The sequence below is a fragment of the Pseudomonas sp. ABFPK genome (assembly GCF_001586765.1).
Classification (GTDB): domain Bacteria; phylum Pseudomonadota; class Gammaproteobacteria; order Pseudomonadales; family Pseudomonadaceae; genus Aquipseudomonas; species Aquipseudomonas asiatica.
Map to the genome: position 1 here is coordinate 1 of NZ_LQXW01000029.1, position 22,862 is coordinate 22,862.

Below are 22,862 nucleotides of genomic sequence, written 5' to 3' on the forward strand. Positions count from 1 at the left end.
GCATGGTTTCCAGAGGATAGGGTTTTCTACCGCCGCCGGCCTTGGGGTAGAACGGTTCGATCAGCTCCAGCAGGCCTGCCCAGGGCACCACCTGATCCATTTCGGCGAGGAAGCGCTCTCGGCGGGTTTGCTTGCGCTTGCCGGCGTACTCAAAGTCGGAAAAGCTCATCTGGCTCATGGGCGGCTCGGATCAGGTGTTGCGGGGATTCTCGCATAACTGAAGGCTTGTTCGGAGATTCCTTAGTTAACGTGACATCGAGCCTAAAGCTCGGCCTCTGCAGTTGCAGGGACCACTTAACTTACGAGGAATACCCAAAATGAAATCGATCAAAGCTCTGCTTGTAGTTACTGCTCTGAGCATCTCCAGCTTGGCAATGGCTGAAGGTGGTGCTGACCGAACCTTCGCGCGCATGGAGCAGGCACGCCAGACGTCTCTGGAGGCCTACCGGGTGGCCCAGCAGCAGAAAGTTGAGGCTCCTGTAGCCAGCAGTCCAACCGAGCAAGCAGAGCACACCAACTGCTGAAGTCATCTACCTTACAGAAATGTAATCACCCGGATGGTTGGGATATGGCAGTTTCATACTGCTCATCGTCGGTAAGGCTTGTGCAATGCACAGACGTGGAAAGTTGAGGGGTAAATACCCGACATTGAAGCAGCCATGAACCCGAGACCGGGCACACCATCACCGGCTCATTTGACGGATTGGACAAAACGGCATGCAAAGCAAAACCACAAGGCGCACCTTCGTCAAAGGCCTGGCAGCCACCGGTATTATCGGCGGACTTGGCCTGTGGCGCACGCCGGTCTGGGCGGTGAACAGCCCCGGCCAGCCCAACGTACTGACTGGTAACGAATTCGACCTATTCATCGGTGAAACCCCGGTGAACATCACCGGCGCAGCGCGCACGGCCATGACCATCAACGGCTCGCTCCCTGGGCCGATTCTTCGTTGGCGCGAAGGCGATACCGTCACATTGCGCGTGCGCAACCGCCTCAAGGAGGACACCTCCATCCATTGGCACGGCATCATCCTGCCGGCGAACATGGATGGCGTTCCTGGCCTGAGCTTCCATGGCATCGCCCCTGATGGCATGTATGAGTACAAGTTCAAGGTCAACCAGAACGGCACCTACTGGTATCACAGCCATTCTGGGCTCCAGGAGCAGGTCGGCGTATACGGTGCGCTGGTCATCGATGCCAAGGAGCCCGAGCCCTTCAGTTACGACCGTGATTACGTCGTGTTGCTGAGCGACTGGACGGATGAAAATCCAACGCGGGTACTGGCCAAGCTCAAGAAACAGTCGGACTACTACAACCAGCACAAACGCACCGTTGGTGACTTCATCGATGACGTAAGCGAGATGGGTTGGTCCGCCGCCGTAGCCGACCGTAAGATGTGGGCCGAAATGAAGATGAGCCCGACTGATCTCGCCGACGTCAGTGGCTACACCTACACCTACCTGATGAACGGCCAGGCACCTGATGGCAACTGGACCGGCATATTCAAACCGGGCGAGAAGATTCGTCTGCGTTTTATCAATGCCTCGGCCATGACGTACTTCGATGTGCGTATCCCCGGCCTGAAGATGACGGTAGTCGCGGCCGATGGCCAGCACGTCAAACCAGTCAGCGTCGATGAGTTCCGTGTCGCCGTAGCCGAGACCTACGACGTGATAGTCGAGCCCGATAGCGAGCAAGCCTACACCGTCTTTGCTCAATCCATGGATCGCACTGGCTATGCGCGCGGCACCCTTGCGGTACAGGAAGGGTTGAGTGCACCGGTACCAAGCCCTGACCCGCGCCCACTGATTGCCATGGGTGACATGGGCATGGACCACGGCAGCATGGGCGGCATGGATCATGGGAGCATGGCCGGGATGGATCAGGGCAATATGGCGGGAATGGATCATGGCAGCATGCAGGGTGGCATGGCTGGTATGGATCACAGCCAGATGGCCGGAATGGATCATTCAAACATGGCTGGCATGGCTGGCATGGCTGGCATGGCTGGCAACATGCAGGCACACCCGGCCTCAGAGACCAACAATCCTTTGGTCGACATGCAGACCATGACGCCGACGCACAAGCTGGACGACCCAGGTATCGGCCTGCGTGATAACGGCCGGCGCGTCCTGACTTACTCTGACCTGCGCAGCACCTTCCCTGATCCGGACGGGCGTGAGCCAAGTCGCACCATCGAGCTGCACCTCACCGGGCATATGGAGAAATTCTCCTGGTCCTTCGATGGAATCAAGTTCTCTGACGCCGAGCCTCTGCGCCTCAAGTACGGCGAGCGTGTTCGCATCACGCTGGTCAACGACACCATGATGACTCACCCGATCCATCTTCATGGCATGTGGAGTGATCTGGAGGATGCGAACGGCAATTTCCTGGTGCGTAAACACACCATCGACATGCCGCCAGGTTCCAAGCGCAGCTATCGGGTGACCGCCGATGCGTTGGGGCGTTGGGCCTATCACTGCCACCTGTTGCTCCACATGGAAATGGGCATGTTCCGTGAAGTCCGTGTGGATGAGTAAAGGAGATTTCTGATGAGTACTTTTATGAAGCGTAATGCCCTGTTTGGCAGCGCAGCGATGTTCAGTCTTTTGGCTGTTCTGCACGCGCCGACGTCATTGGCAGGTGAGGGGCACAGCGAGCACGAACAACATGCTGCCGAGTCGGCTGCGCCCGACGCCAGTGACAAGCCTGCAGATCAATCGAAAGGCAAGGCCGCTGGCCATCAGATGGATCATGGCGCCATGGATCATGAGGGTATGAACCATGACGATATGGGGCACGAGAAGATGATGGATAAGCATGGCGGCACCGAAGCCGAAGCAGGTTCGAACCATGACCACTAGGTTTTCACGCCCGTCCCTCATAGCGCTGGCCGTGTCGCTGAGTGCACTCAGCGGCGGCGTTACCCAGGCTGCGGAAGAAATGGATCATTCGGCAATGGGGCACGGCTCCATGTCGATGGACCACAGCCAGATGGGCCACGGTTCCGCCAAAGCGCCGATGGTGGGCATGGATCACAGCAAGATGGATCATGGTGCCATGCAGAGCGAATCGGGCAGCATGGACCATAGCCAGATGGGCCACAGCCAGAGCCAAGAGAAGGCCCCAGCCATGGACCACAGCAAGATGGGACACGGCACCATGCAGGGACAGATGGAGGGCATGGATCATTCGAAGATGAACCATGGCTCCGCTGAAGCCCCGAGAACTACCAGTCGTACGCCGATTCCCGTTCTGACGGATGCTGATCGCCAAGCGGCTTTCCCGCCACTGCCTGGCCACAAGGTGCATGACAGCGCCATCAACAGCTTTTTCCTGCTCGATCAGCTCGAATACCAAGACGCAGATGAGGGCAGCACCCTGGCCTGGGATGCGTCGGGTTGGGTAGGCGGTGATATCAACCGGGTCTGGTTCCGCTCCGAAGGCGAGCGTACCAACGGCGTTACCGAGGACGCTGAATTACAGCTGCTGTACGGCCGCTCGATCGGCCCTTGGTGGGATGTCGTCGCGGGCGTTCGCCAGGACTTTAAACCGGAGTCGCCGCAGACTTGGGCTGCCTTCGGTATCCAGGGCATGGCGCTTTACGCCTTTGAGGCCGAAGCCACGGCCTTCGTCGGCGAGAATGGCCAAACTGCTGCCCGACTGGAGGGCGAGTACGACATTCTGCTGACCAACCGGCTGATTCTCCAGCCAACTGCCGAAATGAACTTCTACGGCAAGAACGATCCTGAGCGAGGTGTGGGGTCTGGGTTGGCAAATACCGAGCTCGGCTTGCGTCTGCGTTACGAGATTGTCAGACAGTTTGCTCCCTATGTCGGGGTTTCCTGGAGCCGCTCCTATGGCAACACGGCAGACATGGTGCGCGACGAGGGCGGTGATGTAGACGAGGCGCGTTTTGTCGCCGGTATCCGGATGTGGTTTTGAGAACCTGACATGAAAAGAACAATTAAAACTTTGGTGGCGGCCGGCGTGGTCGGTAGCACAGCTGTCCTGGCCGGCGCCTACTTTGGCGTGGTCAACGTGGGGGCCGATGATCCCCATTTTCCTGCAGTGCATGCGTTTCTCACGATGGCCCGCGACCGCTCTATCGAAGTCCGTTCGCAGGACATCGAGGTTCCCAACCTGGATGATCAAGCTCTTATTCGCGCCGGTGCGGGCAACTACAACTCCATGTGTATCGGCTGTCATTTGGCGCCAGGTGTGGCGGAGACCGAGCTAAGCCAATCGCTTTACCCTGCGCCTCCCAACCTCGCCAAGATCGGTGTCGATGGCAATCCGTCAGCAGCGTTCTGGGTGATCAAGCATGGCATCAAGGCAACGGGTATGCCTGCGTGGGGCAAGAGCATGGGCGATGAGTACATCTGGGGCATGGTTGCCTTCATTGACCAATTGCCGACGATGGATGCCAAGCAATACCAAGCACTCGTCGCATCCAGTGGCGGCCATCAGCATGGTGGTGGGGAAACGCAAATGCACAATCATGAAGGTCAGCACGGCGACAACAAGCCTGGCCATCATGGCAATAGCGGCGGTGGCGAAGACCATCATGGAACAGGTGATGCCGGAGAGCCTGGCCATCACGATGCCGCGGCTACTGATAGCGAGGGTGGCTCCGCACCTGAGGCAGGTCACCATTCGGACATGAGTGGCGATGATCACCATGCCGGGGATGAGGCCGCCCCAAGCGGCGGAGACCATCATTCCGAGCAAACTCCGAATGCCTCGCCCAAGACCCACACCCACGCCGATGGCAAAGAGCACGTGCATGAAAGCTAAATATCTGGCCTTGCTGGCCGCTCTCTCCGTCACAACTGGAGTTCAAGCCGCTGATGCCCTGACGATTGATGTCCATCGTGATGCTAATTGCGGATGTTGCAAGAAGTGGATCTCACACCTCGAAGCGAATGGCTTCAAAGTCGTCGACCATGTCGAAAGCAACATGTCGGCAGTGAAGCAAAGTCTGGGCGTTGCGCCGCGGTTGGCGTCTTGTCACACCGCGGTGATTGACGGCAAGTTCGTCGAAGGTCATGTGCCGGCGGCTCAGGTCATCGAGCTCACCAAGCGCGATGATCTCGTGGGCATCGCTGTTCCCGGGATGCCGGCGGGCTCCCCCGGTATGGAAGTCGATGGCGTACAGCATGCCTACCAGGTCATTGGCTTGACCAAGGCGGGGTCTGATCAGGTCGTTGCAGAATATCCCGCTCAGTAGTACTGCCTGCCAGCACGGCCGCTTGTGTGTAGTGGCCGACTCTTTTTCATACGCCATTTAACCTAAGTAAAAAAGGCGCCCGAGGGCGCCAAGGGCTGTCTCCAAACCAAAGGAGCACTACGAGGGGACAGCAGGACCAAGGCGCGAGCGGGCAATCAACCCGCCCGCTTGCCAGGGTTAGAGAACTTCCAGCGGGTACTCGACAATCAGGCGGACTTCATCCAGATCCGACTCGTAATCGGTCGCGCGAGTGGTCATTTGGCGAACACGGAAAGACATATCCTTCAGTGATCCAGTCTGCACAACGTACTTGGCCTCGATGTCCCGCTCCCAGCGCTTCTGGTTGGTCAACGGATCGCCGTTGTCATCACGGCGCATATAGACTTCGTTGGCCTTGCTGTAGTCGGCATCCCAGCCCTGGGCATATCGAGTCATGAAGCTCAACCCAGGCACACCGAAAGACTCCATATCCAGGTCGTAGCGCACTTGCCATGACTTCTCCTTCGGCGAGTTGAAGTCGCTGTACTGGATGGAGTTGTCGAGGTAGATGGAGTCCGATTGGCGCAAGTAATCGAAGTCATCATCGCCATTGTTGCGCTGGAGACCCACCAGTACTGTGTGAGCGCCGAATTGGATGCCGACCTTGCCGCTCCAGATGTTGTTATCGAAGCTCCCGAGGAGCTGCTTCCCTTCATCGACCGCCTTGTAGTAGTTCAGCCCGCCGATCAAGGCGACATCGTCCGCAAGCGGGTAGCTCAGCGTGGTGCCCGCGTAATATTGATTCCAGGCATCCTTGAGGCGGCTGGTGTAGAGACTAAAGCCGACGTTGTCATTAAGCGTGTAATCACCACCGAAATAGGCGATCCATGGCGAGTCCACTTCGCCTGCGTAGAAGGTAGCGAAGCCGTCGCGCATGCTGCTGGTATTGGGTTGGCTCATCGAGTGGAGGCGACCGCCTTGAAGCGACAGTCCTTCCACGCTGCTGTTGAGCACGGTGATACCTCGGAAACTCTCCGGTAAAAGCCGCGCATCACCGTATTGGACGACAGGGCTGACAGGAAAGACGTCGCCTACCTTGATCTCGGTATCCATGAACCGAGTTTTCACCGCGCCCCCCAGTTTTGAGTAGTTGTCCTCAGCCTGCCCGAGGCTGTTGTAAGGCATCACGTCGACTGAGCCGCCTGCTCCAGAACGGCCGTCGCCGGTGTCAAGCTTGAGCCCTAGCATGGCAAAGGCATCGACACCAAAGCCTATGGTGCCCTCGGTGAAACCAGACTCGAATCTGCCTATCACGCCATGCGCCCACTCTTCCGAATAGCCATTACCCGAGCTGCTGGACTGGCCTTTACGGAAATCGCGGTTGAAGTAGAGATTTCGATTGAGAATGGTCAGGCTGCTGCCTTCGATAAATCCCTAGCCTTTCTCGCCGGCGGCCATCGCAGCTTGCCCGGTACTGACGCTCAGAGTGAGCAGAGAAAGTCCTAACAGGGTTCTGTTATTCATAAATGCTCCTGATGTTATTGGCAGTTGTCATTGTGTGGTCGCATATATGTGCCAAGCGCGCCGGGCATAGCCAGGCACGCCTTGGTCATATTTCCACATGCCAAATAACGTCAGGGTGACTTGGAAATTACATTTCAGTCAGCGCGATGTCATTTATCTAGTTTTGATTACGGCAACCTGTCCCGGCTGCCCGGTATTCAAGAATATTCAGATCGCCATTGGAGTCCTCGTAGGTCATCTGGGCCGGCATCACACCGCAGCTAGAGTCCGTCGGGGTAGTGGCCACGACCCTGGCGATATCGAGTTTCATGCCGTAGCGGTAATGAATAACTTCAGGCGGATTCTTTCCGTTAGCGGCAGCATACTCTTGCATGGCCTGCTCATTGGCCTGAATCATCCGACCATAAACACGATCAGCGCCGCCTTCTGCCAGAGTGGCAGAGGAAACAACCATAGCGGCAAGGGCTGCAATAACTTTGAGGCTTTTCATGTTTAATCACTCCTTCAAAGTGGTGATTAAAATATATCCGCTCAACCTGTCATAAAAATGAAGTCAAAGTTACATCGCCGTAATGCTTCCTGCCGCGTTACCCGGGCGAGTCAGCTTGGCGCGTGGCTTGCCCGGGTTTGTAAAGCTATAGCTCCTGCGGTGCGCGAACCTTCTGTGTACGCTGCCTTCGCATCAGCCAGTACGCGGCCGGCAAAACCAACATGGACATCAGCGGCGCGGTAATCATGCCGCCGACCATGGGCGCGGCGATGCGCTTCATCACTTCAGATCCGGCACCTCCGCCCCAGAGGATTGGCAACAGGCCGGCGATGATCACGGCCACCGTCATCACCTTGGGCCGCACGCGCAGCACTGCGCCTTCACGAATTGCCTCCAGTAGTGCCGGGTCACCGCTGCGCCCGGCATCCATACGTGCATGCCAGGCATTCTTCAGGTACAGCAGCATGATCACCCCAAATTCCGCCGAGACGCCGGCCAAGGCGATAAAGCCGACCCCAGTGGCAACCGACAGGTTGAAGCCGAACCAGTAGAGCAGCCAGATGCCGCCCGATAGGGCGAAGGGCAGGGTTGCCATGATCAGTAGGGCCTCACCGAAGCGGCTGAAGGTCAGGTAAAGCAGCACGAAGATGATCAACAAGGTCGCCGGTACCACCCAGGCCAGCCGTGCATTGGCGCGCTCCAGGAACTCGAACTGACCGGAGTAGGAGACGGTCATGCCAGCATCGAGTTGTACCTGCTCAGCTACGCGTTGCTGCAACTCGCGCACGGTCGATGCCAGGTCGCGCCCACGGACATCGACATAGACCCAACCGGACAGACGCCCGTTCTCGCTGCGCAGCATTGGCGGCCCTTCGGTCAGACTAACCTGGGCGACGGTGCCCAAGGTGATCTGCTGGCCGGCTTGCGTGAGGATCGGCATACGCCGTAGTGCCTGCGGACTGTCTCGCCACTCCTTGGGATAGCGCAGGTTGATCGGGAAGCGGGCCAGTCCTTCAACCGTCTCACCAATATTGCTGCCGCCGATGGCGCCCGATACCACCGCCTGCACATCGGCGATGCTCAGGCCATAGCGCGCCGCGGCCAGTCGATCGATCTGGATGTCCACGTAACGGCCGCCAGTAAGGCGTTCTGCCAAGGCCGAACTCACCCCAGGCACCTCTTTGGCCACGGCCTCGATATCGCGCGTTATGCGCTCGATGTCGACCAAGGAGGTTCCGGACACTTTCACCCCAATGGGGCTCTTGATCCCCGTCGCCAGCATGTCGATGCGGTTGCGGATGGGCGGCACCCAGATATTGGACAGCCCCGGAACTTTTACCGCGCGATCCAGTTCCTCGATCAGCTTTTCGGGTGTCATCCCTGCGCGCCATTGATCGCGTGGTTTGAACTGCACCGTGGTCTCGAACATTTCCAGCGGTGCTGGATCGGTGGCGGTCTCTGCTCGCCCGGCCTTGCCGAATACCCGTGCCACTTCGGGCACCGTGAGGATCATCCGGTTGGTTTGCTGCAGCAGCTGGGTGGCCTTGCTGGCCGGCAAGCCGGGCAGGGCTGATGGCATGTACAACAGGTCGCCCTCGTCCATCGGCGGTAGAAACTCTCCTCCGAGTCTGCTGAGGGGCCAGAGACTGGACAAAAACACTAGCAAGGCCAGCGCTAGGGTCACCTTAGGCCAAGCCAGCACCCACTCCAGCACCGGCCGGTATGCACCGATCAGCCAACGATTCAAGGGGTTCTGTTGTTCGCTGGGGATATGCCCACGAATCCAATAGCCCATCAGCACCGGTACCAAGGTGATCGAGAGGCCAGCAGCGGCAGCCATGGCATAGGTCTTGGTGAATGCCAGCGGGCCAAACAAGCGACCCTCCTGGGCCTCCAGGGTGAAGACCGGGAGGAAAGACAGGGTGATGATCAAAAGGCTGAAGAACAGCGCCGGCCCGACCTCGGCCGCAGCTTCGCCGATCACCCGCCAGTGCGCCTCGCCCTGAAGCGGTTCACCGGGGTGTCGAGCCTTCCAGGCCTCGATGTGCTTGTGCGCGTTCTCGATCATCACCACGGCGGCATCGACCATGGCGCCGATGGCGATTGCGATCCCGCCGAGCGACATGATGTTGGCATTGACGCCCTGGTAGCGCATGACGATGAAGGCCATCAGGATGCCCAGGGGCAGGGTGATGATCGCGACCAGCGACGAGCGCAGGTGCCAGAGGAAGATCAGGCAAACCAGGGCAACCACCGCGAACTCTTCCAGCAGCTTGTAGCTGAGGTTATCGATGGCGCGGTCGATCAATTGCGAACGGTCATAGGTGGTGACCACCTCGACGCCGGCCGGCAAGCTGCCCTTCAGGCTGTCCAGCTTGGTCTTCACCGCGGCGATGGTATCGCGGGCATTCTTTCCGGAGCGCAAGATGACCACGCCACCTACAACTTCACCCTGGCCATCCAGCTCGGCAATGCCACGACGCATCTCTGGCCCCAACTGAATGGTGGCCACCTGACCCAGCAGCACCGGAACTCCGCTGGCCGAAGCCCGCAGCGGCACATTGCGGAAATCCGCCAGGCTCTCTAGATAGCCTGAAGCCCGGACCATGTACTCGCGCTCTGCCAGCTCCAGGATGGCGCCGCCGGTTTCCTGATTGGCGCTCTTCAGCGCCGCTTCGACCTCCTGCTGAGTTACCCCATAAGCCACCAGCTTCTGGGGATCGAGCAGCACTTGGTATTGCTTGACCATGCCGCCGAGGGTGGCCACTTCGGCTACGTTGGGCAGGCCCTTGAGTTCGTACTTAAGGAACCAGTCCTGCAGTGCCCGCAGCTGGGCAAGATCATGCTGGCCGCTGCGGTCGACCAAGGCGTACTGGTAGATCCAGCCCACGCCGGTGGCATCCGGCCCAAGGGTGGTGGTAACACCCTCGGGCAGGCGTTCCTGCGCCTGGTTGAGGTACTCCAGCACCCGCGAGCGTGCCCAGTAGAGGTCGGTATCGTCCTCGAACAGCACATAAACGAAGGAGTCGCCGAAGAACGAGTAGCCGCGCACTGTCTTCGCCCCCGGCACCGAGAGCATGGTGGTGGCCAGCGGGTAGGTCACCTGGTTCTCGACAATCTGCGGTGCCTGCCCGGGGAAGCTTGTGCGGATGATGACCTGGGTGTCGGACAGATCCGGCAGTGCATCCAACGGCGTGTTGCGCAGCGACCAGATGCCCAGGGCGGTGATGAACAGGGTCGCCAGCAGCACCAGAAAGCGATTGCCGATAGACCAGTGGATCAGGCGTGCGATCATGGCTGGTCTCCTTCCTTGCTGAGCTGCTCGATCATCAGGCCGGAGTTTTTCTGGCGGGCGCCGATACGTACGTGATCTCCTGGCTTAAGTCCCACAGCTACTTCTGAGCTGACCAATGGAAAAGCCATGGTCATACCTGGCATATTCAGGCTCTCGAAGGGCCCGTGCTCCAGGGTGACTGACTCCGCGTCCAGAGCACGAATCACACCATGGGCCTCATGTAGTTCCTTCTTATTGTCCTGCTCGGCATGGCTGGCCATGACACCCTGTAGGCTGGCCTCCGAATCGATGAGGAACTGGCCGGAGGTAACGACCGCCTGACCCTCCTCAAGACCGGACAACACCTCCAGACGCCCATCAGCCTCGCGGCCCAAGGTTATTTCCAGGGGGCGGTAGCGCCCATCGCCTTCTACCAGCATCACCAACGCACGCTTCCCGGTGCGAATCACGGCTTCACTCGGCACAAGAAGCGTGGATTGTTCGACGGCACTGTTCAGGCGTACGGCGGCGAACATGCCGGGGCGCAACTTACCGGCAGGGTTGGGTAGCTCGCTGCGTACCGTGAGCGTGCGTGTTTGCGGATCGGCACTCGGCAGCAAGGCTATGACGCGGCCCAGCAGCGGTCGATCAGGAAAGGCCGTCAGGTTGGCGCGGATCTCGTCCCCGACCTGGATACTTCCGGCCATGGCCTCGGGTATCGCCGCATCGAGCCAGACACTGGATAGCCCGTTAATCAACGCCAGATCCTGCCCGGCTTCGACGGTCATCCCGGCGCGTACCTGCAAGGCTTGGAGCTCGCCGCTGATAGGTGTGGTGAGGGTTTGCACCGCCCGTGGTCTGCCGCTGCGGCGGACCTGCTCGATCAACGTTTGAGGCATGCCAAGCAGGCGCAGGCGCTCTTGGGCCGCACTTATCAAGCGAGTGTCAGCGGTACGCAGTACCGCCAGGAACTCCAACTGCGCGGCGGACCATTCGGGAATCAGCAGGTCGACCAGGGGGGCTCCGGCAGGCAGCACATCGCCCGGGGCGCGACCGTAAACCCGCTCGACGAATCCGCCGGCGCGGGCCTGGAGGTTCGCCACTTCTCGCTGGTTATAGGCCAGGGAACCCACCGCCTCGATATCCGAGGGCAGTACACCTCGGATCACCATCGAGGTTCGCATTCCGAGGTTCTGCACGGCTTGAGCGGGGATGCTCAGGACAGACGGATCCTGCTCGGATCCTGCGTATTTAGGGACAAGTTCCATATCCATGAAAGGTGACTTGCCCGGCTTATCGAAGCGCTGCTCAGGCTGCATCGGGTCGTACCAATAGAGCACCTTGCGCTCGTCCGTCGGTGCGGAGCTAGGCAGGATCTCGTGTTTGGCTTGCCGCTGGGCCAGCCAGTAGCCACCGCCCGCCGCGCCAATGCCCACGGCCAGCAAGGCGACCGCAAAACCAAATGCCGATATCTTCATTTCAGTCCCTCCACATAGGCGTAGTACAGGCTTGCGGAGAGCTGGCTCAGCTTGCGCTGCTGTTCAATCTGCCGTAGCTGAGCCTCGATCAGGTCGCGCTGGGCGGTGAGGACGGATGTCAGCTGGCTGTTGCCGGCCTGGTAAGCGGCAAGTTCGAGATCGGCACGTTTGCTTGCAAGCGGGATCAAGGTTTTTTCGGTGCGTGACAAGGTCCTGCGCAGTTGCTCAAGCTCGGCAATACCGCCTTCCAGCTCAGCCTGATGGGCGCGCAGTAATGCTTCCTGCTCGGCTTCCATCTGCGACACGCTTTGTTGTCTGGCGTTGATCTTGGGCCCCTGACGTGTGCCTACGAACAACGGCAGGTCGAAGGTAAATTGCACCATCACCATATCGCCGAATTGGTTGTCGCGATTGTTGTAGGCAAACTCAACACCCCAGTCGGGGGTCTTCTCGGCGATGGCCTCGTTCAGCTCGGCGCTAGCCTCGCCGACTCGGGCGGAGGCAGCGCGCAACTCAGGGTGTGAGGCAATGCGTTGCTGCAGGTGCGGTACCACCAGGTTCAGATTGGGAACACCTCCTTGCAAAGGCTGGTCAGCCTCGTTGCCTATCCAGCGGCGCAGCTTGGCACGAGCTACTGCCACATCGCGATTCAGTTCATCTCGCCGATCTTGTAACGCCAAAGCTTCCTGGTCGGCCTGCAACAGCTCGCCAGGCTGAGCACTACCGCCGGCAATCAGCGATTGCACGGTCGAGCGGAGCATCTCGATCTGACGGTCCAGTTGATCGAAGAGGCCAACACTGCGTTCGGCGTAGTACACGTCCAGCCAGCTCACTGCTGTCTGGCGCTTGATCTCCAACTGCATGGCACGCTGCTCGGCCTCGGCTCGGACAACTGAAGCCTCGGCCACCTGGCGCCGAGCCTGACGCTTGTCACTGTTGGGGACTTCCTGCATGAGCCCAATGCGGCGCATGGTCATGGAGTCACGATTAAGTGTGTAACGGTCAGGGCCTTCGATCGGCAGGTTGTCGATGCCTAGAATCAGCTTGGGATCGGGCAGGGCGTCTGCGGGCCCTACAGCCTGTTGTGCCGAAGCCACCTGCGCCTGGCGCGCGAGGTTCTCAGGGGCACTCTGCTCGGCCAGAGCTTGGGCTCGTTCGAAGGTTAGGGGCTGCGCCTGCGCGGCAAGCCAGGGAGCTGCCCAGAATGCGGCAGCCAACACACCGAGATAGCCACGGCGTGGAAAAAGGAAAGCGGACATGCTTTCGCCTCCAATGCGATTGATCGAGGTCGCAGCTACGAAACGTGGCCGCGACGATGCGCCTGACTGTAAGGCGCGGGATGATCACTGCATTAGACGAAACGAGGAGGGCGCCAGAGTCCTGCTGGCTCTCGCTTAATCACCGACTGTGTCAGCAATATTTCGGAGCGTGAGGGAAGAGGGGATATGCTCTTGATCACATTGGTCTGGAGAAGTCCTCCGGTCTTGCATTCCTGGCCGGATTTGCAGGGAGACTTATTGGCCACCCCATCAGACGTGTCCATTTGCTCGCAGCACGGAGCATCGGCCGTTGCATGGCCCTGATGATCGGCGCTCTGCATCGGGCAAGGTTGTGCCGGCATGCTGAAAGCCATACCGCCGAAGGTCGGCAGCACGAGGCTAGCAATCATTACCAGGATCAATCCAATCCGACGCACAGCAATTCACCAAGCGGGGCTATAGGGCGACTATAGCAGATTGCCTCGAGGCATGAGCGCTCCTTTTGACGATAACAGCACTTCGTTGATTTGGATCAAATAGAGTGTCTAATCTCAAAGGGGGAGCTGATTTTGTAGCGGGTGAGATTTCAATCGAGCAAGCGATAGAGTTCAGGCCAAAGAGGATTCTATAATCACTCTATAATTAGCTATAAAGCTCATTAGTGCACAAAATGCAGCTGGATGTGGAACCCTGAGGTGCCGCTGAATGAACGCAACGCAGGGTATCGGCTGGCATGGCAGAGCCTGGATTTCACCCGGGCTGGGCATTTTTCTGGGGCAGGCGGGTAGCCAAGATTGGCATGGCCACATGGCGCATCAAATTACCGTCAGCTTGAACGGCCGCTTGACGGTGAAGTGTACATCCTCGTCGGTGACGGCAAGGGCCATCTGCATCAGGGCAGGGGTGGCCCATCAGATCGAAGCTGACGAAGTGTTGTCGATCTACCTCGACGCGCTGTCCGATGAGGCGCGAGCACTTCCCGATAACATCGGGGAGGGCATCACTCCGATTCAGATGGGCGATACAGCATCGCTGCGAAAATTGCTGAGCAGCTCCGATCCGTCAGCCCAGCAAATTCGGGAAATGGTGCGCCTTGCTCTCAACCTTACGACTCCGCCGGCCTCCGATCCGCGACTGCAATCGGTCCTCGCTGCGTTAAAAGAGCCGATTAGTGGCAGGCAGGCGTTGGCAAAGCGCGTTCATCTGTCGCCTACCCGATTCTCACATTGGTTCGTCGAACAGACCGGCCTGCCGCTGCGCAGCTACCGGAAATGGAATCGCCTGGTCATAGCGCTCCAGCATATCGCCAGCGGCGCCAACCTGACTGCGGCCGCCCACGCTGCCGGATTCGCCGATGCGGCCCACTTTTCCCGCACCTTCCGCGAACTGTTTGGCCTCGACCCGTCGTCTGCCTTGGGTCATGTCAGTCTGAAAGGCTGAATTCAGCTTTTTCGTTCAAGCGCCAGCACAGGTAATTGGCACAAAGTGGAGTCATCTTAGGGAGGGCTTCACGATGGGCAATTCACTCAGGTTCATGATCCGCTGGCTCAGCTACCCAGCAATCTTTGGCGGGGCCGCAGCCTGGATGATCTGGTTGCTCTACACGGGTATTCCGTATTGGCCCAGCACGCCGATCATTGCCGCCCTAGGGATTCTGCTGGTGGCGTTGCTGGAACGCGTGCAGCCTTTCCGGGGCGACTGGTTGGAGGACCACCAGGATACCCTTACCGATATCATCCATATGGTCGTGAACCTGTCTGTGATCCAGTTTACGGCGACCGTGCTGGCCCGGCTGGGCGATTGGGTGTCCGCAGAGTTCCGTGTCTTCCCAACAGATTTACCGCTGTGGGCTCAGCTAGTCATTGTCGCCGCCGTGCTGGACCTTAGTTTGTACGCCATGCACCGCTTCAGCCATCAGGTTCCATGGCTGTGGCGTTTGCATGAGCCACATCACAGCGCTGAGCGGCTCTACTGGATGAACGGCGAGCGCCGGCACCCGTTGCATGCCGCTATCATGGCAGGGCCTGGGCTGCTCGTGCTCTTTTCGATGGGCACTCCTTCTGCACTCGTGGCCACCTGGTTCGGCATCCTGACGGTACATTTGGCCTTTCAACACTCAAATCTGGACTACTCGTTGGGCTGGCTACGGCGCGTCATCGGTGTTGCAGAAACACACCGCTGGCATCACAACCGCGACTTCGAGGATGCTCAGGTCAATTTCGGTGAGTTCTTGCTGGTGTGGGATCAGTTGCTTGGAACCTTCTATGACAGCGCAAGCAAGCCCGGCAGCGCCGAAGTAGGACTGCGTGACCGGAACTATCCGACAGGCTATGTGGGTCAACTTGTTGAGCCGTTCAGAAGCCAGTAGCTTGCTCGGTGTTGCTGGCGACTAGTTGGTTAATGAGGATCGGCCGGCATGAGTTCAATCAAAGGCCTCAGTTGAGCTCTGACGCTGGCCAGCCAATTGCCCAGTTCCACCAGATCCTCATCAAGCGACTCGGCTTCCTCCCAGATACTGCCGCCTTCCGTCACAGACACCGATAGTGCCGCACCATCGAGCACCGTTTTCGCCATGGCATGTACCCGCAGGAGGCCATCCCTGAGGCCGCCGATGTTGTTCATATCCTTAAGCAGCAGATCCAGCCCATCGACTAGACACAGCAACTGGGTGGTGTCGTAGACGTCATGCAAACGCTCCAGCGCCTCGGCATCTACCTCGCCGTAGGGCGTGACGCGAAATGACGCAGGAGGAATGTTCATCAGGTCATCTCCTCGGTTTCCGCAGTACCGAGCTTGCCAGTGCGGATGGACCCGGCTGCCTGCTGGAACACCGAGTCTTTGATCCAGGGCTCCGGCGGCCGGTTGAGCTTGAGGTTGAACTCGCCGAAACGCTTGACGTTGCTGGTCAGGTAGGGGCTGAGGAAGGACACATCCTCATCGGAGAACTGCCAGCCCTCGCGAGCCAATTTCTGCAGGATCCGCATCATGTCCACAGTGTTCTGCAGGATCACCGACGAGGCCACCATGTCGTTGTAGCGCAGTCGCTTCTGTTGCTCGTCCGGATCGTTCTCGGCGATCACGTCGCCGCCGAAGGACAACCACTTGGAGAATCCGTTGTAGGACTCGATCTTGTTGGTGTTCGCGGTAACCTCCTGGCGCAACTCGCGACTGCCGATCCAGTTGAGCAGGAAGATCGTACGGATCACGCTGCCCAGTGCCTGTGCCGCGTGGTAGAGCTTGTTACGCCGGCTGTAGGAACCGAGTTTTCGCAGCAACATAGGCGAGGAGATTTTGCCCGCCTGGATCGATAGCGCGACCTGCATCAAATCCTGCCAATGGGTTTCAATCAGGTGCCAGTCGGCGGTGTCGGTGAACAGGCGGTTGATATGCTTATACGCAGCGCCGCGATCCGGCCGGCACATCACCAGGTCGCGCCAATTGCGGATGCGTGGCATGAGGTTGATGCCAAGCAGATGAGTGAAGGCGAACACCGTGGCCGACTGGCCCTGGGTATCGGAATACACCGTATCAGCTTCGACGCTGAGATCGGCCTTGAGCAGCCCCTCGATTACATAAATTGCCTCCCAGATGCCCGGGGGGATGAAGTGCTGGAATACAGCGATGTAGTTGTTGGCCACATGCCGATAGGCCACGGCTCCCATCTTGCGGTAGCGGAAGTGGTAGCCGGCCAGCAGGTTGTCGTCATAGAAGTCGAACTGGGTGCCGTCCGCAGCCACCGCCTTGCCATCGCCCCAGAGTTTGGGCAGATCGAGCTGCAGGTAGAGTTCCACCAGCTCGCGGTTAGCCTTGTCCAGTTTCTCCAGCGAGAGGTGACGGCGATTGGTATAGGAAAGCATGTGCGGGGTGACATTACCGGCCAGATGCCGCGCGGCCTGGCTGGGGCCGAGGTTGCAACCCATGGCGAAGATCGTCATCAGGTAGCGCTCGGCAGGTTCTTTGAGCTTTGGCTCGTTGCCGGACATCGGCCCGAAATGTCGAGTGAACTGAATCCAGTGCTCGATGTTGGCCATGATGTCGAGTACGTGCCTGGCCGGCATGCGTTGCATGAGGGCCGTCTGTAGCGAGATGGCCGATGGCGGGATGTCGCGCGCCGTCACTCGGCGCAATACCGGTTCGCCGGCTTCGTTGATCGATACGTCCCCTCGGCAAGAGGGGAATTTGTCATCCAGTTGCTGCGCGGTTTCCTCCAACTGGGTCTTGAGGGAGGCAACAAACTCCTTTGCCGTGCCAGGCAGTTCCATTTTTTCGCAGTAGGCCGGGAGTCGCTGGAGACATTCCTCCCAGGGTAGCAACTGCTTGCGATAGTCGGCGAAGGATTCCGACCCTTGTACGCACATGTCACCGGATCGCAGTTCGTTGGCCAGGTAGGAGAATACGCAAACTTCCAGATAGCGCCGGTTGGTCGGTGGCCCCTCACTGGCAGGACGACGAACGACCTTGACCCAGCGCTCCGACGCAAACGACAAGTCGACGTGCTCGTCGATCCACTCGCGGTGCAAATTCTCGCTGTCCTGTATCAGTTGAAGTGCCTGAACCAGCGACCTATCCTGAGTCGTGGGCTCCAGTTGGAGAAGGTGGCTGAGACGGAACAACAGCGAGCGATGGGACCTGAAATGCTTCCAGATCAACGGCAGGTAGTTATTACCGCCGGTAGCCTGGACTTCGGCACAGGTTTCGCGCAACCGTTCCAGGTTGCCGTCGGGGGAGAGGTATTCCCGAATCAGGCTGCCTGCCTCTTGGTCATCCGGTTCATGAACCAAAATCTGCACCACACCGTCCAGGGTGGCCGCCAGTTGCTCCAGTTTCTGACGTTGCCGTGCTTGGATGTGCTCCAGTTCTTCCTTGGCGCGTTTGTGAATCGTAGAGATTCGCCGGATGAACATCTCGGCTAGGTGATCGCGAGTCCGTACGCGCATCCGATATATCAGGGCAAGCATCAGCGTGTAACGCTTCGGCAGCGAACAGTCCTTAAGCTCGGCGACGTCCGACGCCGCAGCTTGGGCAGCGAAGTGGCGGATTTTGGTATCGACGATTCCATCAAAAATGACATCTAGATTCCCAAAGCTCTCGAGCCAAGCCATGTGATCTATCAGCACATCCAAGTGTTTGCGGGATGGTTTCTTGGGTGCCTGTTTGAGGGCGTTGAAGTCACTTTGGCGTCGCCCGAAATCCGTTTCGAGCAGTTCTTTCAGTTTGTAGACCGCCTCAATTGGCGCCCTGGTCACAACGAGATTGAATAGCCGCTCCTGCATTGCAACTAAGGCATCCTCAGCAGCGTCATTGAGGGTGGAATAGGCTGGGAGTTCGTAGCTGCGCTGCAGCAACTCGCCGATCAGCACATTGATGATATCCGCCCGCTGGTCGAGTACCTCGGCAGATTCGTGCGCAAGGTGGAGAGCTATGGTGAGCGCTTCACTACCATAGAAAGCCTTGATCTGGAGGTACTCACGAATGGCCGCCTGATGCCTATAAAAAGTACGCGGGTTGGTGTAGCGGGAAGTGATACGAGGGCCAAAACCGAGGGTATTCCTGATGTGATCAGTAATTTCTGGAGGTATCTCGTCTAGGGAAGGTCTGAAAAAGACTTCCCGAATCTGGTGAAATACGCCGATCCCGCCAGCCGAGTTTTTCCATGAAGCAGATGACCTTCGCCGACGCCGAGTACGCCGGCAAGCGCAAGCAGACCCGTAAAGAGCTGTTCCTGATCGAGATGGATCAGGTGGTGCCGTGGAAAGGACTGATTGCCTTGATCGAGCCGCATTACCCCAAGGGCGAAGGTGGTCGGCCCGCCTATCCTCTGCTGGCCATGCTGCGTATTCACCTGATGCAGAACTGGTTTGGCTACAGTGATCCGGCAATGGAGGAAGCGCTGTACGAGACGACCATCCTGCGCCAGTTCGCCGGGTTGAGCCTGGAGCGCATTCCCGACGAAACCACCATCCTCAACTTCCGTCGCTTGCTGGAGAAACATGAACTGGCAGCCGGCATCCTCGGCGTAATCAATGGCTACCTGGGGGATCGCGGCCTGTCGCTGCGCCAGGGCACTATCGTCGATGCCACACTGATCCACGCGCCCAGCTCGACCAAGAACCAGGACGGCAAGCGCGACCCGGAAATGCACCAGAGCAAGAAAGGGAACCAGTATTACTTTGGCATGAAGGCGCACATCGGCGTAGATGATGAGTCGGGGCTGGTACACAGCGTGGTAGGCACGGCAGCCAACGTGGCGGATATCACCCAGGTCGACAAACTGCTGCACGGTGACGAGAACGTCGTCTGCGCCGATGCCGGCTACACCGGCGTCGAAAAGCGCCCCGAACATGCTGGCCGCGAAGTGATCTGGCAGGTCGCAGCACGCCGCAGCACCTACAAGAAGCTCGATAAACGCAGCGCCCTGTACAAAGCCAAGCGCAAGATCGAGAAGGCCAAGTCACAAGTGCGAGCGAAGGTCGAGCACCCGTTTCGAGTGATCAAGCGCCAGTTCGGTTACGTGAAGGTGCGCTTCCGTGGCCTGGCCAAGAACACCGCTCAGCTGGTGACGCTGTTCGCGCTGTCGAACCTATGGATGGCGCGCCGACATTTGCTGACTACCGCAGGAAAGGTGCACCTGTAATGCGGAAAATGGCTGCTGCGAGGTGCTCGCGGCGGCCAAAAACGGAGAACTGAGCGGGTTACCTGGTCGATTTTGATCGACGGCCCGCTTTCAAAAGCAGCGAGGGCTGAAGTCGACCGGAAATACAGGGTTACTTCAGACCTTCCCTAAAACCCCTAACTCCATTCTTCTCCTGGACGAGTTCGATCAGTTACCACCTCAGATCCAAATGGGCCTCAACGGGATCCTCGATGGTAAGCCAATCTTCCTTGATCAGACTGGCGAGTTGATTCACATCGCGCCAGGTTGTTTGATCGCAGCTACCGGCAACACGAATGGTAGCGGTTCAGCTGGCGGTAAAGGAGGTAGTGCTGCGGGTTACAGGGGCACGAAGAAAATGAACATCGCCACGATTGACCGTTTCAACGTCATGTACTGCACCTACATGGAGGAAGGCCGGGAGGCCAGCCTCATTGTTGAGCAGACCGGCACCCCCGTGGTCATCGCGCAAGCGATGGCAACCCTGGCTGCCAAGATCAGAGCCAATTTCATTGCTCTGACTGAGGACGCAGGGGCTGGTGGCATGGCCCTTAACTTCACAATCACCACCCGGAACGTGCTGAACTGGGCGATGAACTACAGGCTGCTCATGCAGATGGGGAAAACGACCGAGGAAAGCCAAAAACTAGCTCTCCAAATGACGGTTCTGGATTTTGCTCGACACGATGAAGCCACGTCGATCTTGAAGACTTGGTCGACCATCGTCGGTACCGTTTAACGCCTCACCATACCCCGGTTCGCCGGGGTTTTTTCGTTTATGGGCGCCTGTGAGACATCTCCTGACACTGGGTCTTTCGCAAGGGATCCGTTCTTTCAATTTCAGGAGAGCCATCATGAGCACAACCAATCAAACCGATGACCTGGGTATCAGCATCCTTCAGGATGTGGTGCTTTTTGACTACATCATTGGTGGCAGCACCGGTGAGAAGACTGTTGATGGCGACGACTTCATCCGTGAGGTTGGCCGCATGCTGCCTTCAGGCTCGTTTGCCTGGGTCAACAAGTACCGGTCGGAAGCAAAGCGGGAGATTCTCAAGGTAGGGGTATCTCGCAAGGTGAACAATCGTATCCGAGGGTACTTCGTTCCTACTCAACACGCCAAAGAGCTTGCAAAAGTACTTAATGCGATTAAAGAGAAGTACCTAGAGGAGAAAGCTACATTCCTCAGCGGTCTTCCAAAAATGGTAGAGGACTGGGCTAGTTCGGCTACTAACGCAGGTGTAACACAGGGTGGTAAGTCTCGTGCAGACTTGATCCGCCAGCATGCTCCTCAGGTTTCAGTACTTGAAAGGATGCTGACATTCGACACTTCGGCGATTCGTATCAACGACACCAGCTACTTTGGTGAAGATGATGCGCTTCAAAAGGAGGTCAAAGGCCTAGTCGGGCAAGCTGCATTAGAGATTGCGGAGGACGTTAATCGCTCCTGGACTCGCAAAGGCAACGGGAAAACCACATCAAGGATCTTGGGCTTGATTCGTCGCGTTCAGGACAAAGCTGAAGCGATGAGCGTTCTCTCAAGCAAGTTTTCTAACCTGGAAAAGATGTGTGCTTCGGTATTAGCGGCTGTCCCTAGCGGACCGAGCATTGAAGGACTTGCTTACATTCAAGTATCAAGCTTGCTGTCATTCTGCATGGATCCTGAAAAGATTCTTGGAGATCATGCGACTGAGTTTGATCCGTTGAGTGTAGAAGCGTCAGATCCGGCCTCAGTAGTCGATCAAGACAACGCTTTCTTCAGTAATTCGGCGCCTTCCTCTGTTCAGCCACAAGTTGAACACGATGAGGTGACTATTGTCCCTGAAGTCTCTGTGATCCCACCACTTCCAACTGGTCGTAAGTCAGAAGATAATGTCTTCTTTGGAACAGCAGCTGATCAACCCGTAATCGAGCCTGAGAAGGCGGCAGCATCGGATACGAACTCGCAGGCATCAACAACTGCGTTCATTTTCTAACCCACAAAAAACCCCGGTCAATGGCCGGGGTTTCTTTTTTCTCTATGGATATGGATTAAGCAGTCGGCGAGCCTTTCAGATGAGGCAGCTCGATTTCCGCCTTAGCCAACAGCTGGCGCCCAGAGAGCTGCTCATACAGCAACACCATGGTCATGCGAACGGCAAGAGGAGTTTGATCCCATTCTTCCTGTTTCGGGATATAGCCAACCCAGGTGGGATCGCTGCCCATCTTCTCAATCGACAGCCAGAGTTGCTCATCAAGATCTTTTTTGTAGACAAAATCTTCTGGCGTGAAGAAATCAGCCAGGTTGTAAACTTGGATGAGCGGAAGACCAAGGAAGTCGGCCACCAACGACAGCTTTTCTTTGCCAAGCGACCGAATCTGGCGATTCCCGTTAGCCAGGGAGTTCCAGTAGATGACTGTGATACCCATGACATCGGCGATTGCACGGTCGGGCAGCCCTCGATCGACGATCACCTTCTTAATCAGCTTGACGAGGCGGGAGCCAGGCATGGTGTTTCGAGTGCTTTTTGCTGCAGGTGAAGTTTCTTTTGGCGCTGCTTTGGCCTTGGCTGAGGCACGAGGTCTCTTAGGCGTGGCGGCAGCCTGAGGAGCCTGTGCCTCGGCCTCAGCAACACGTTTTCGAGCTACTGGCTTTGCAGCAGCTTTTGCAGGTGCTTTTGCAGGTGCTTTGGCAGGCGCTTGAGACTGCCGTCCTGTCGATTCACTTGCGGTCTTGTCGCTAGCTTTGGGCATTGTGCGGCTCCGGTTTGGTCGCGGCGTCTAACATGATTCGGGACGCTCTCTAAACAAATAAAGCAGAGAAATCCAGTATTAAATGGAAAAGATTCTACACAGTTAACAACAAGATTCAAATCTCTTGTTCCGGTGGAAAAAGAGACTTTTTTGACCTGGTGTGTCCCTGTGCCGGTAGCTCTGCGGGCGCTTCACGCGAGACAAGGCGATTTTGATTCGTCTTGTATTATTGGTACGTGTTG

18 protein-coding genes and 2 pseudogenes are annotated in these 22,862 nt (G+C 57.9%); 11 read left to right on the plus strand and 9 right to left on the minus strand.

Annotated elements, in window-relative coordinates; translation table 11 throughout:
• Positions 1-178, minus strand: a pseudogene (locus WM94_RS29340) (IS5/IS1182 family transposase); the annotation flags it as partial.
• A 139-nt stretch (positions 179-317) separates the two neighbouring features.
• Here WM94_RS29340 and WM94_RS18380 point away from each other — a divergent pair.
• The 6 genes from WM94_RS18380 (at position 318) to WM94_RS18405 (ending at position 5,231) form a co-directional block, all read left to right on the plus strand.
• Positions 318-524, plus strand: coding sequence for a co-regulatory protein PtrA N-terminal domain-containing protein (locus WM94_RS18380; protein ID WP_003139535.1), 207 nt, complete (start codon positions 318-320; stop codon positions 522-524).
• Positions 525-717: 193 nt separating this feature from the next.
• Positions 718-2,541 carry a copper resistance system multicopper oxidase gene (locus tag WM94_RS18385; protein WP_003139530.1) on the plus strand — a complete coding sequence of 608 codons (1,824 nt, stop codon included), beginning with the start codon at positions 718-720 and terminating at the stop codon, positions 2,539-2,541.
• 12 nt (positions 2,542-2,553) lie between these two features.
• Positions 2,554-2,865: a hypothetical protein gene (locus tag WM94_RS18390; protein WP_003246749.1), complete on the plus strand. Its 312-nt coding sequence runs from the start codon at positions 2,554-2,556 to the stop codon at positions 2,863-2,865.
• Positions 2,855-3,946: a copper resistance protein B gene (locus tag WM94_RS18395; protein ID WP_023662987.1), complete on the plus strand. Its 1,092-nt coding sequence runs from the start codon at positions 2,855-2,857 to the stop codon at positions 3,944-3,946. Before WM94_RS18390 ends, WM94_RS18395 begins: the two co-directional genes overlap by 11 nt.
• Before the next feature lie 9 nt (positions 3,947-3,955).
• The gene (locus tag WM94_RS18400) at positions 3,956-4,798 is read left to right on the plus strand and encodes a cytochrome c (protein WP_023662988.1); all 843 of its coding nucleotides are present in this window, start codon (positions 3,956-3,958) and stop codon (positions 4,796-4,798) included.
• A complete protein-coding gene (locus tag WM94_RS18405; RefSeq protein ID WP_004574337.1) occupies positions 4,788-5,231 on the plus strand; it encodes a DUF411 domain-containing protein in 444 nt (147 codons plus the stop codon). Before WM94_RS18400 ends, WM94_RS18405 begins: the two co-directional genes overlap by 11 nt.
• A gap of 177 nt (positions 5,232-5,408) precedes the next feature.
• Here the strand turns inward: WM94_RS18405 and WM94_RS18410 are convergent.
• The 5 genes and pseudogenes from WM94_RS18410 to WM94_RS18430 form a co-directional block, all read right to left on the minus strand.
• A pseudogene (locus tag WM94_RS18410) lies at positions 5,409-6,734 on the minus strand (OprD family porin).
• A gap of 157 nt (positions 6,735-6,891) precedes the next feature.
• Positions 6,892-7,224: a DUF2790 domain-containing protein gene (locus WM94_RS18415; RefSeq protein ID WP_004574339.1), complete on the minus strand. Its 333-nt coding sequence runs from the start codon at positions 7,222-7,224 to the stop codon at positions 6,892-6,894.
• A 145-nt stretch (positions 7,225-7,369) separates the two neighbouring features.
• Positions 7,370-10,519 (minus strand): efflux RND transporter permease subunit, encoded by a 3,150-nt coding sequence (locus WM94_RS18420; RefSeq protein WP_004374632.1) that lies wholly within the window; start codon positions 10,517-10,519, stop codon positions 7,370-7,372.
• Positions 10,516-11,976 (minus strand): efflux RND transporter periplasmic adaptor subunit, encoded by a 1,461-nt coding sequence (locus tag WM94_RS18425; protein WP_004374629.1) that lies wholly within the window; start codon positions 11,974-11,976, stop codon positions 10,516-10,518. The genes WM94_RS18420 and WM94_RS18425 overlap by 4 nt, the downstream gene beginning before the upstream one ends.
• Positions 11,973-13,235 carry a TolC family protein gene (locus tag WM94_RS18430; RefSeq protein ID WP_004574340.1) on the minus strand — a complete coding sequence of 421 codons (1,263 nt, stop codon included), beginning with the start codon at positions 13,233-13,235 and terminating at the stop codon, positions 11,973-11,975. Before WM94_RS18430 ends, WM94_RS18425 begins: the two co-directional genes overlap by 4 nt.
• A 705-nt stretch (positions 13,236-13,940) precedes the next feature.
• Between WM94_RS18430 and WM94_RS18435 the strand changes: the two genes are divergently transcribed.
• The gene (locus WM94_RS18435; protein WP_004574341.1) at positions 13,941-14,675 is read left to right on the plus strand and encodes a helix-turn-helix domain-containing protein; all 735 of its coding nucleotides are present in this window, start codon (positions 13,941-13,943) and stop codon (positions 14,673-14,675) included.
• Between the two features lie 73 nt (positions 14,676-14,748).
• On the plus strand, positions 14,749-15,603 hold the full coding sequence (locus WM94_RS18440; RefSeq protein ID WP_004574342.1) for a sterol desaturase family protein: 855 nt from the start codon (positions 14,749-14,751) through the stop codon (positions 15,601-15,603).
• Between the two features lie 29 nt (positions 15,604-15,632).
• Here the strand turns inward: WM94_RS18440 and tnpC are convergent, their stop codons facing one another.
• Positions 15,633-15,995, minus strand: coding sequence for a Tn3 family transposase post-transcriptional regulator TnpC (gene tnpC, locus WM94_RS18445; protein ID WP_004374622.1), 363 nt, complete (start codon positions 15,993-15,995; stop codon positions 15,633-15,635).
• The gene (locus WM94_RS18450) at positions 15,995-18,868 is read right to left on the minus strand and encodes a Tn3 family transposase (protein ID WP_371264030.1); all 2,874 of its coding nucleotides are present in this window, start codon (positions 18,866-18,868) and stop codon (positions 15,995-15,997) included. Before WM94_RS18450 ends, tnpC begins: the two co-directional genes overlap by 1 nt.
• A 20-nt stretch (positions 18,869-18,888) precedes the next feature.
• Between WM94_RS18450 and WM94_RS18455 the strand changes: the two genes are divergently transcribed.
• The 3 genes from WM94_RS18455 to WM94_RS18465 all read left to right on the plus strand — a co-directional run bounded on the left by WM94_RS18455 (position 18,889) and on the right by WM94_RS18465 (position 21,863).
• The gene (locus WM94_RS18455; RefSeq protein ID WP_012315195.1) at positions 18,889-19,869 is read left to right on the plus strand and encodes an IS5-like element ISPa16 family transposase; all 981 of its coding nucleotides are present in this window, start codon (positions 18,889-18,891) and stop codon (positions 19,867-19,869) included.
• A 376-nt stretch (positions 19,870-20,245) separates the two neighbouring features.
• A complete protein-coding gene (locus WM94_RS18460) occupies positions 20,246-20,626 on the plus strand; it encodes a hypothetical protein (RefSeq protein WP_156485985.1) in 381 nt (126 codons plus the stop codon).
• 115 nt (positions 20,627-20,741) lie between these two features.
• The gene (locus tag WM94_RS18465) at positions 20,742-21,863 is read left to right on the plus strand and encodes a DUF3150 domain-containing protein (RefSeq protein ID WP_016486985.1); all 1,122 of its coding nucleotides are present in this window, start codon (positions 20,742-20,744) and stop codon (positions 21,861-21,863) included.
• Between the two features lie 55 nt (positions 21,864-21,918).
• Here WM94_RS18465 and WM94_RS18470 read toward each other — a convergent pair whose 3' ends face one another.
• Complete coding sequence (locus WM94_RS18470; RefSeq protein WP_231995374.1) at positions 21,919-22,620, minus strand: XRE family transcriptional regulator; 702 nt, start codon at positions 22,618-22,620, stop codon at positions 21,919-21,921.
• Positions 22,621-22,862: the final 242 nt, after the last annotated feature.

What these genes read in the sequence shown, in the direction of transcription:
- WM94_RS18430 (WP_004574340.1), bottom strand. Translation starts at nt 13,235, where the DNA reads ATGTCCGCTTTCCTTTTTCCACGCCGTGGCTATCTCGGTGTGTTGGCT.
- WM94_RS18440 (WP_004574342.1), top strand. Translation starts at nt 14,749, where the DNA reads ATGGGCAATTCACTCAGGTTCATGATCCGCTGGCTCAGCTACCCAGCA.
- WM94_RS18385 (WP_003139530.1), top strand. Translation starts at nt 718, where the DNA reads ATGCAAAGCAAAACCACAAGGCGCACCTTCGTCAAAGGCCTGGCAGCC.
- WM94_RS18405 (WP_004574337.1), top strand. Translation starts at nt 4,788, where the DNA reads ATGAAAGCTAAATATCTGGCCTTGCTGGCCGCTCTCTCCGTCACAACT.
- tnpC (WP_004374622.1), bottom strand. Translation starts at nt 15,995, where the DNA reads ATGAACATTCCTCCTGCGTCATTTCGCGTCACGCCCTACGGCGAGGTA.
- WM94_RS18465 (WP_016486985.1), top strand. Translation starts at nt 20,742, where the DNA reads ATGAGCACAACCAATCAAACCGATGACCTGGGTATCAGCATCCTTCAG.
- WM94_RS18460 (WP_156485985.1), top strand. Translation starts at nt 20,246, where the DNA reads ATGAACATCGCCACGATTGACCGTTTCAACGTCATGTACTGCACCTAC.
- WM94_RS18400 (WP_023662988.1), top strand. Translation starts at nt 3,956, where the DNA reads ATGAAAAGAACAATTAAAACTTTGGTGGCGGCCGGCGTGGTCGGTAGC.
- WM94_RS18380 (WP_003139535.1), top strand. Translation starts at nt 318, where the DNA reads ATGAAATCGATCAAAGCTCTGCTTGTAGTTACTGCTCTGAGCATCTCC.
- WM94_RS18395 (WP_023662987.1), top strand. Translation starts at nt 2,855, where the DNA reads ATGACCACTAGGTTTTCACGCCCGTCCCTCATAGCGCTGGCCGTGTCG.
- WM94_RS18415 (WP_004574339.1), bottom strand. Translation starts at nt 7,224, where the DNA reads ATGAAAAGCCTCAAAGTTATTGCAGCCCTTGCCGCTATGGTTGTTTCC.
- WM94_RS18435 (WP_004574341.1), top strand. Translation starts at nt 13,941, where the DNA reads ATGAACGCAACGCAGGGTATCGGCTGGCATGGCAGAGCCTGGATTTCA.
- WM94_RS18425 (WP_004374629.1), bottom strand. Translation starts at nt 11,976, where the DNA reads ATGAAGATATCGGCATTTGGTTTTGCGGTCGCCTTGCTGGCCGTGGGC.
- WM94_RS18420 (WP_004374632.1), bottom strand. Translation starts at nt 10,519, where the DNA reads ATGATCGCACGCCTGATCCACTGGTCTATCGGCAATCGCTTTCTGGTG.
- WM94_RS18390 (WP_003246749.1), top strand. Translation starts at nt 2,554, where the DNA reads ATGAGTACTTTTATGAAGCGTAATGCCCTGTTTGGCAGCGCAGCGATG.
- WM94_RS18470 (WP_231995374.1), bottom strand. Translation starts at nt 22,620, where the DNA reads ATGCCCAAAGCTAGCGACAAGACCGCAAGTGAATCGACAGGACGGCAG.
- WM94_RS18455 (WP_012315195.1), top strand. Translation starts at nt 18,889, where the DNA reads ATGAAGCAGATGACCTTCGCCGACGCCGAGTACGCCGGCAAGCGCAAG.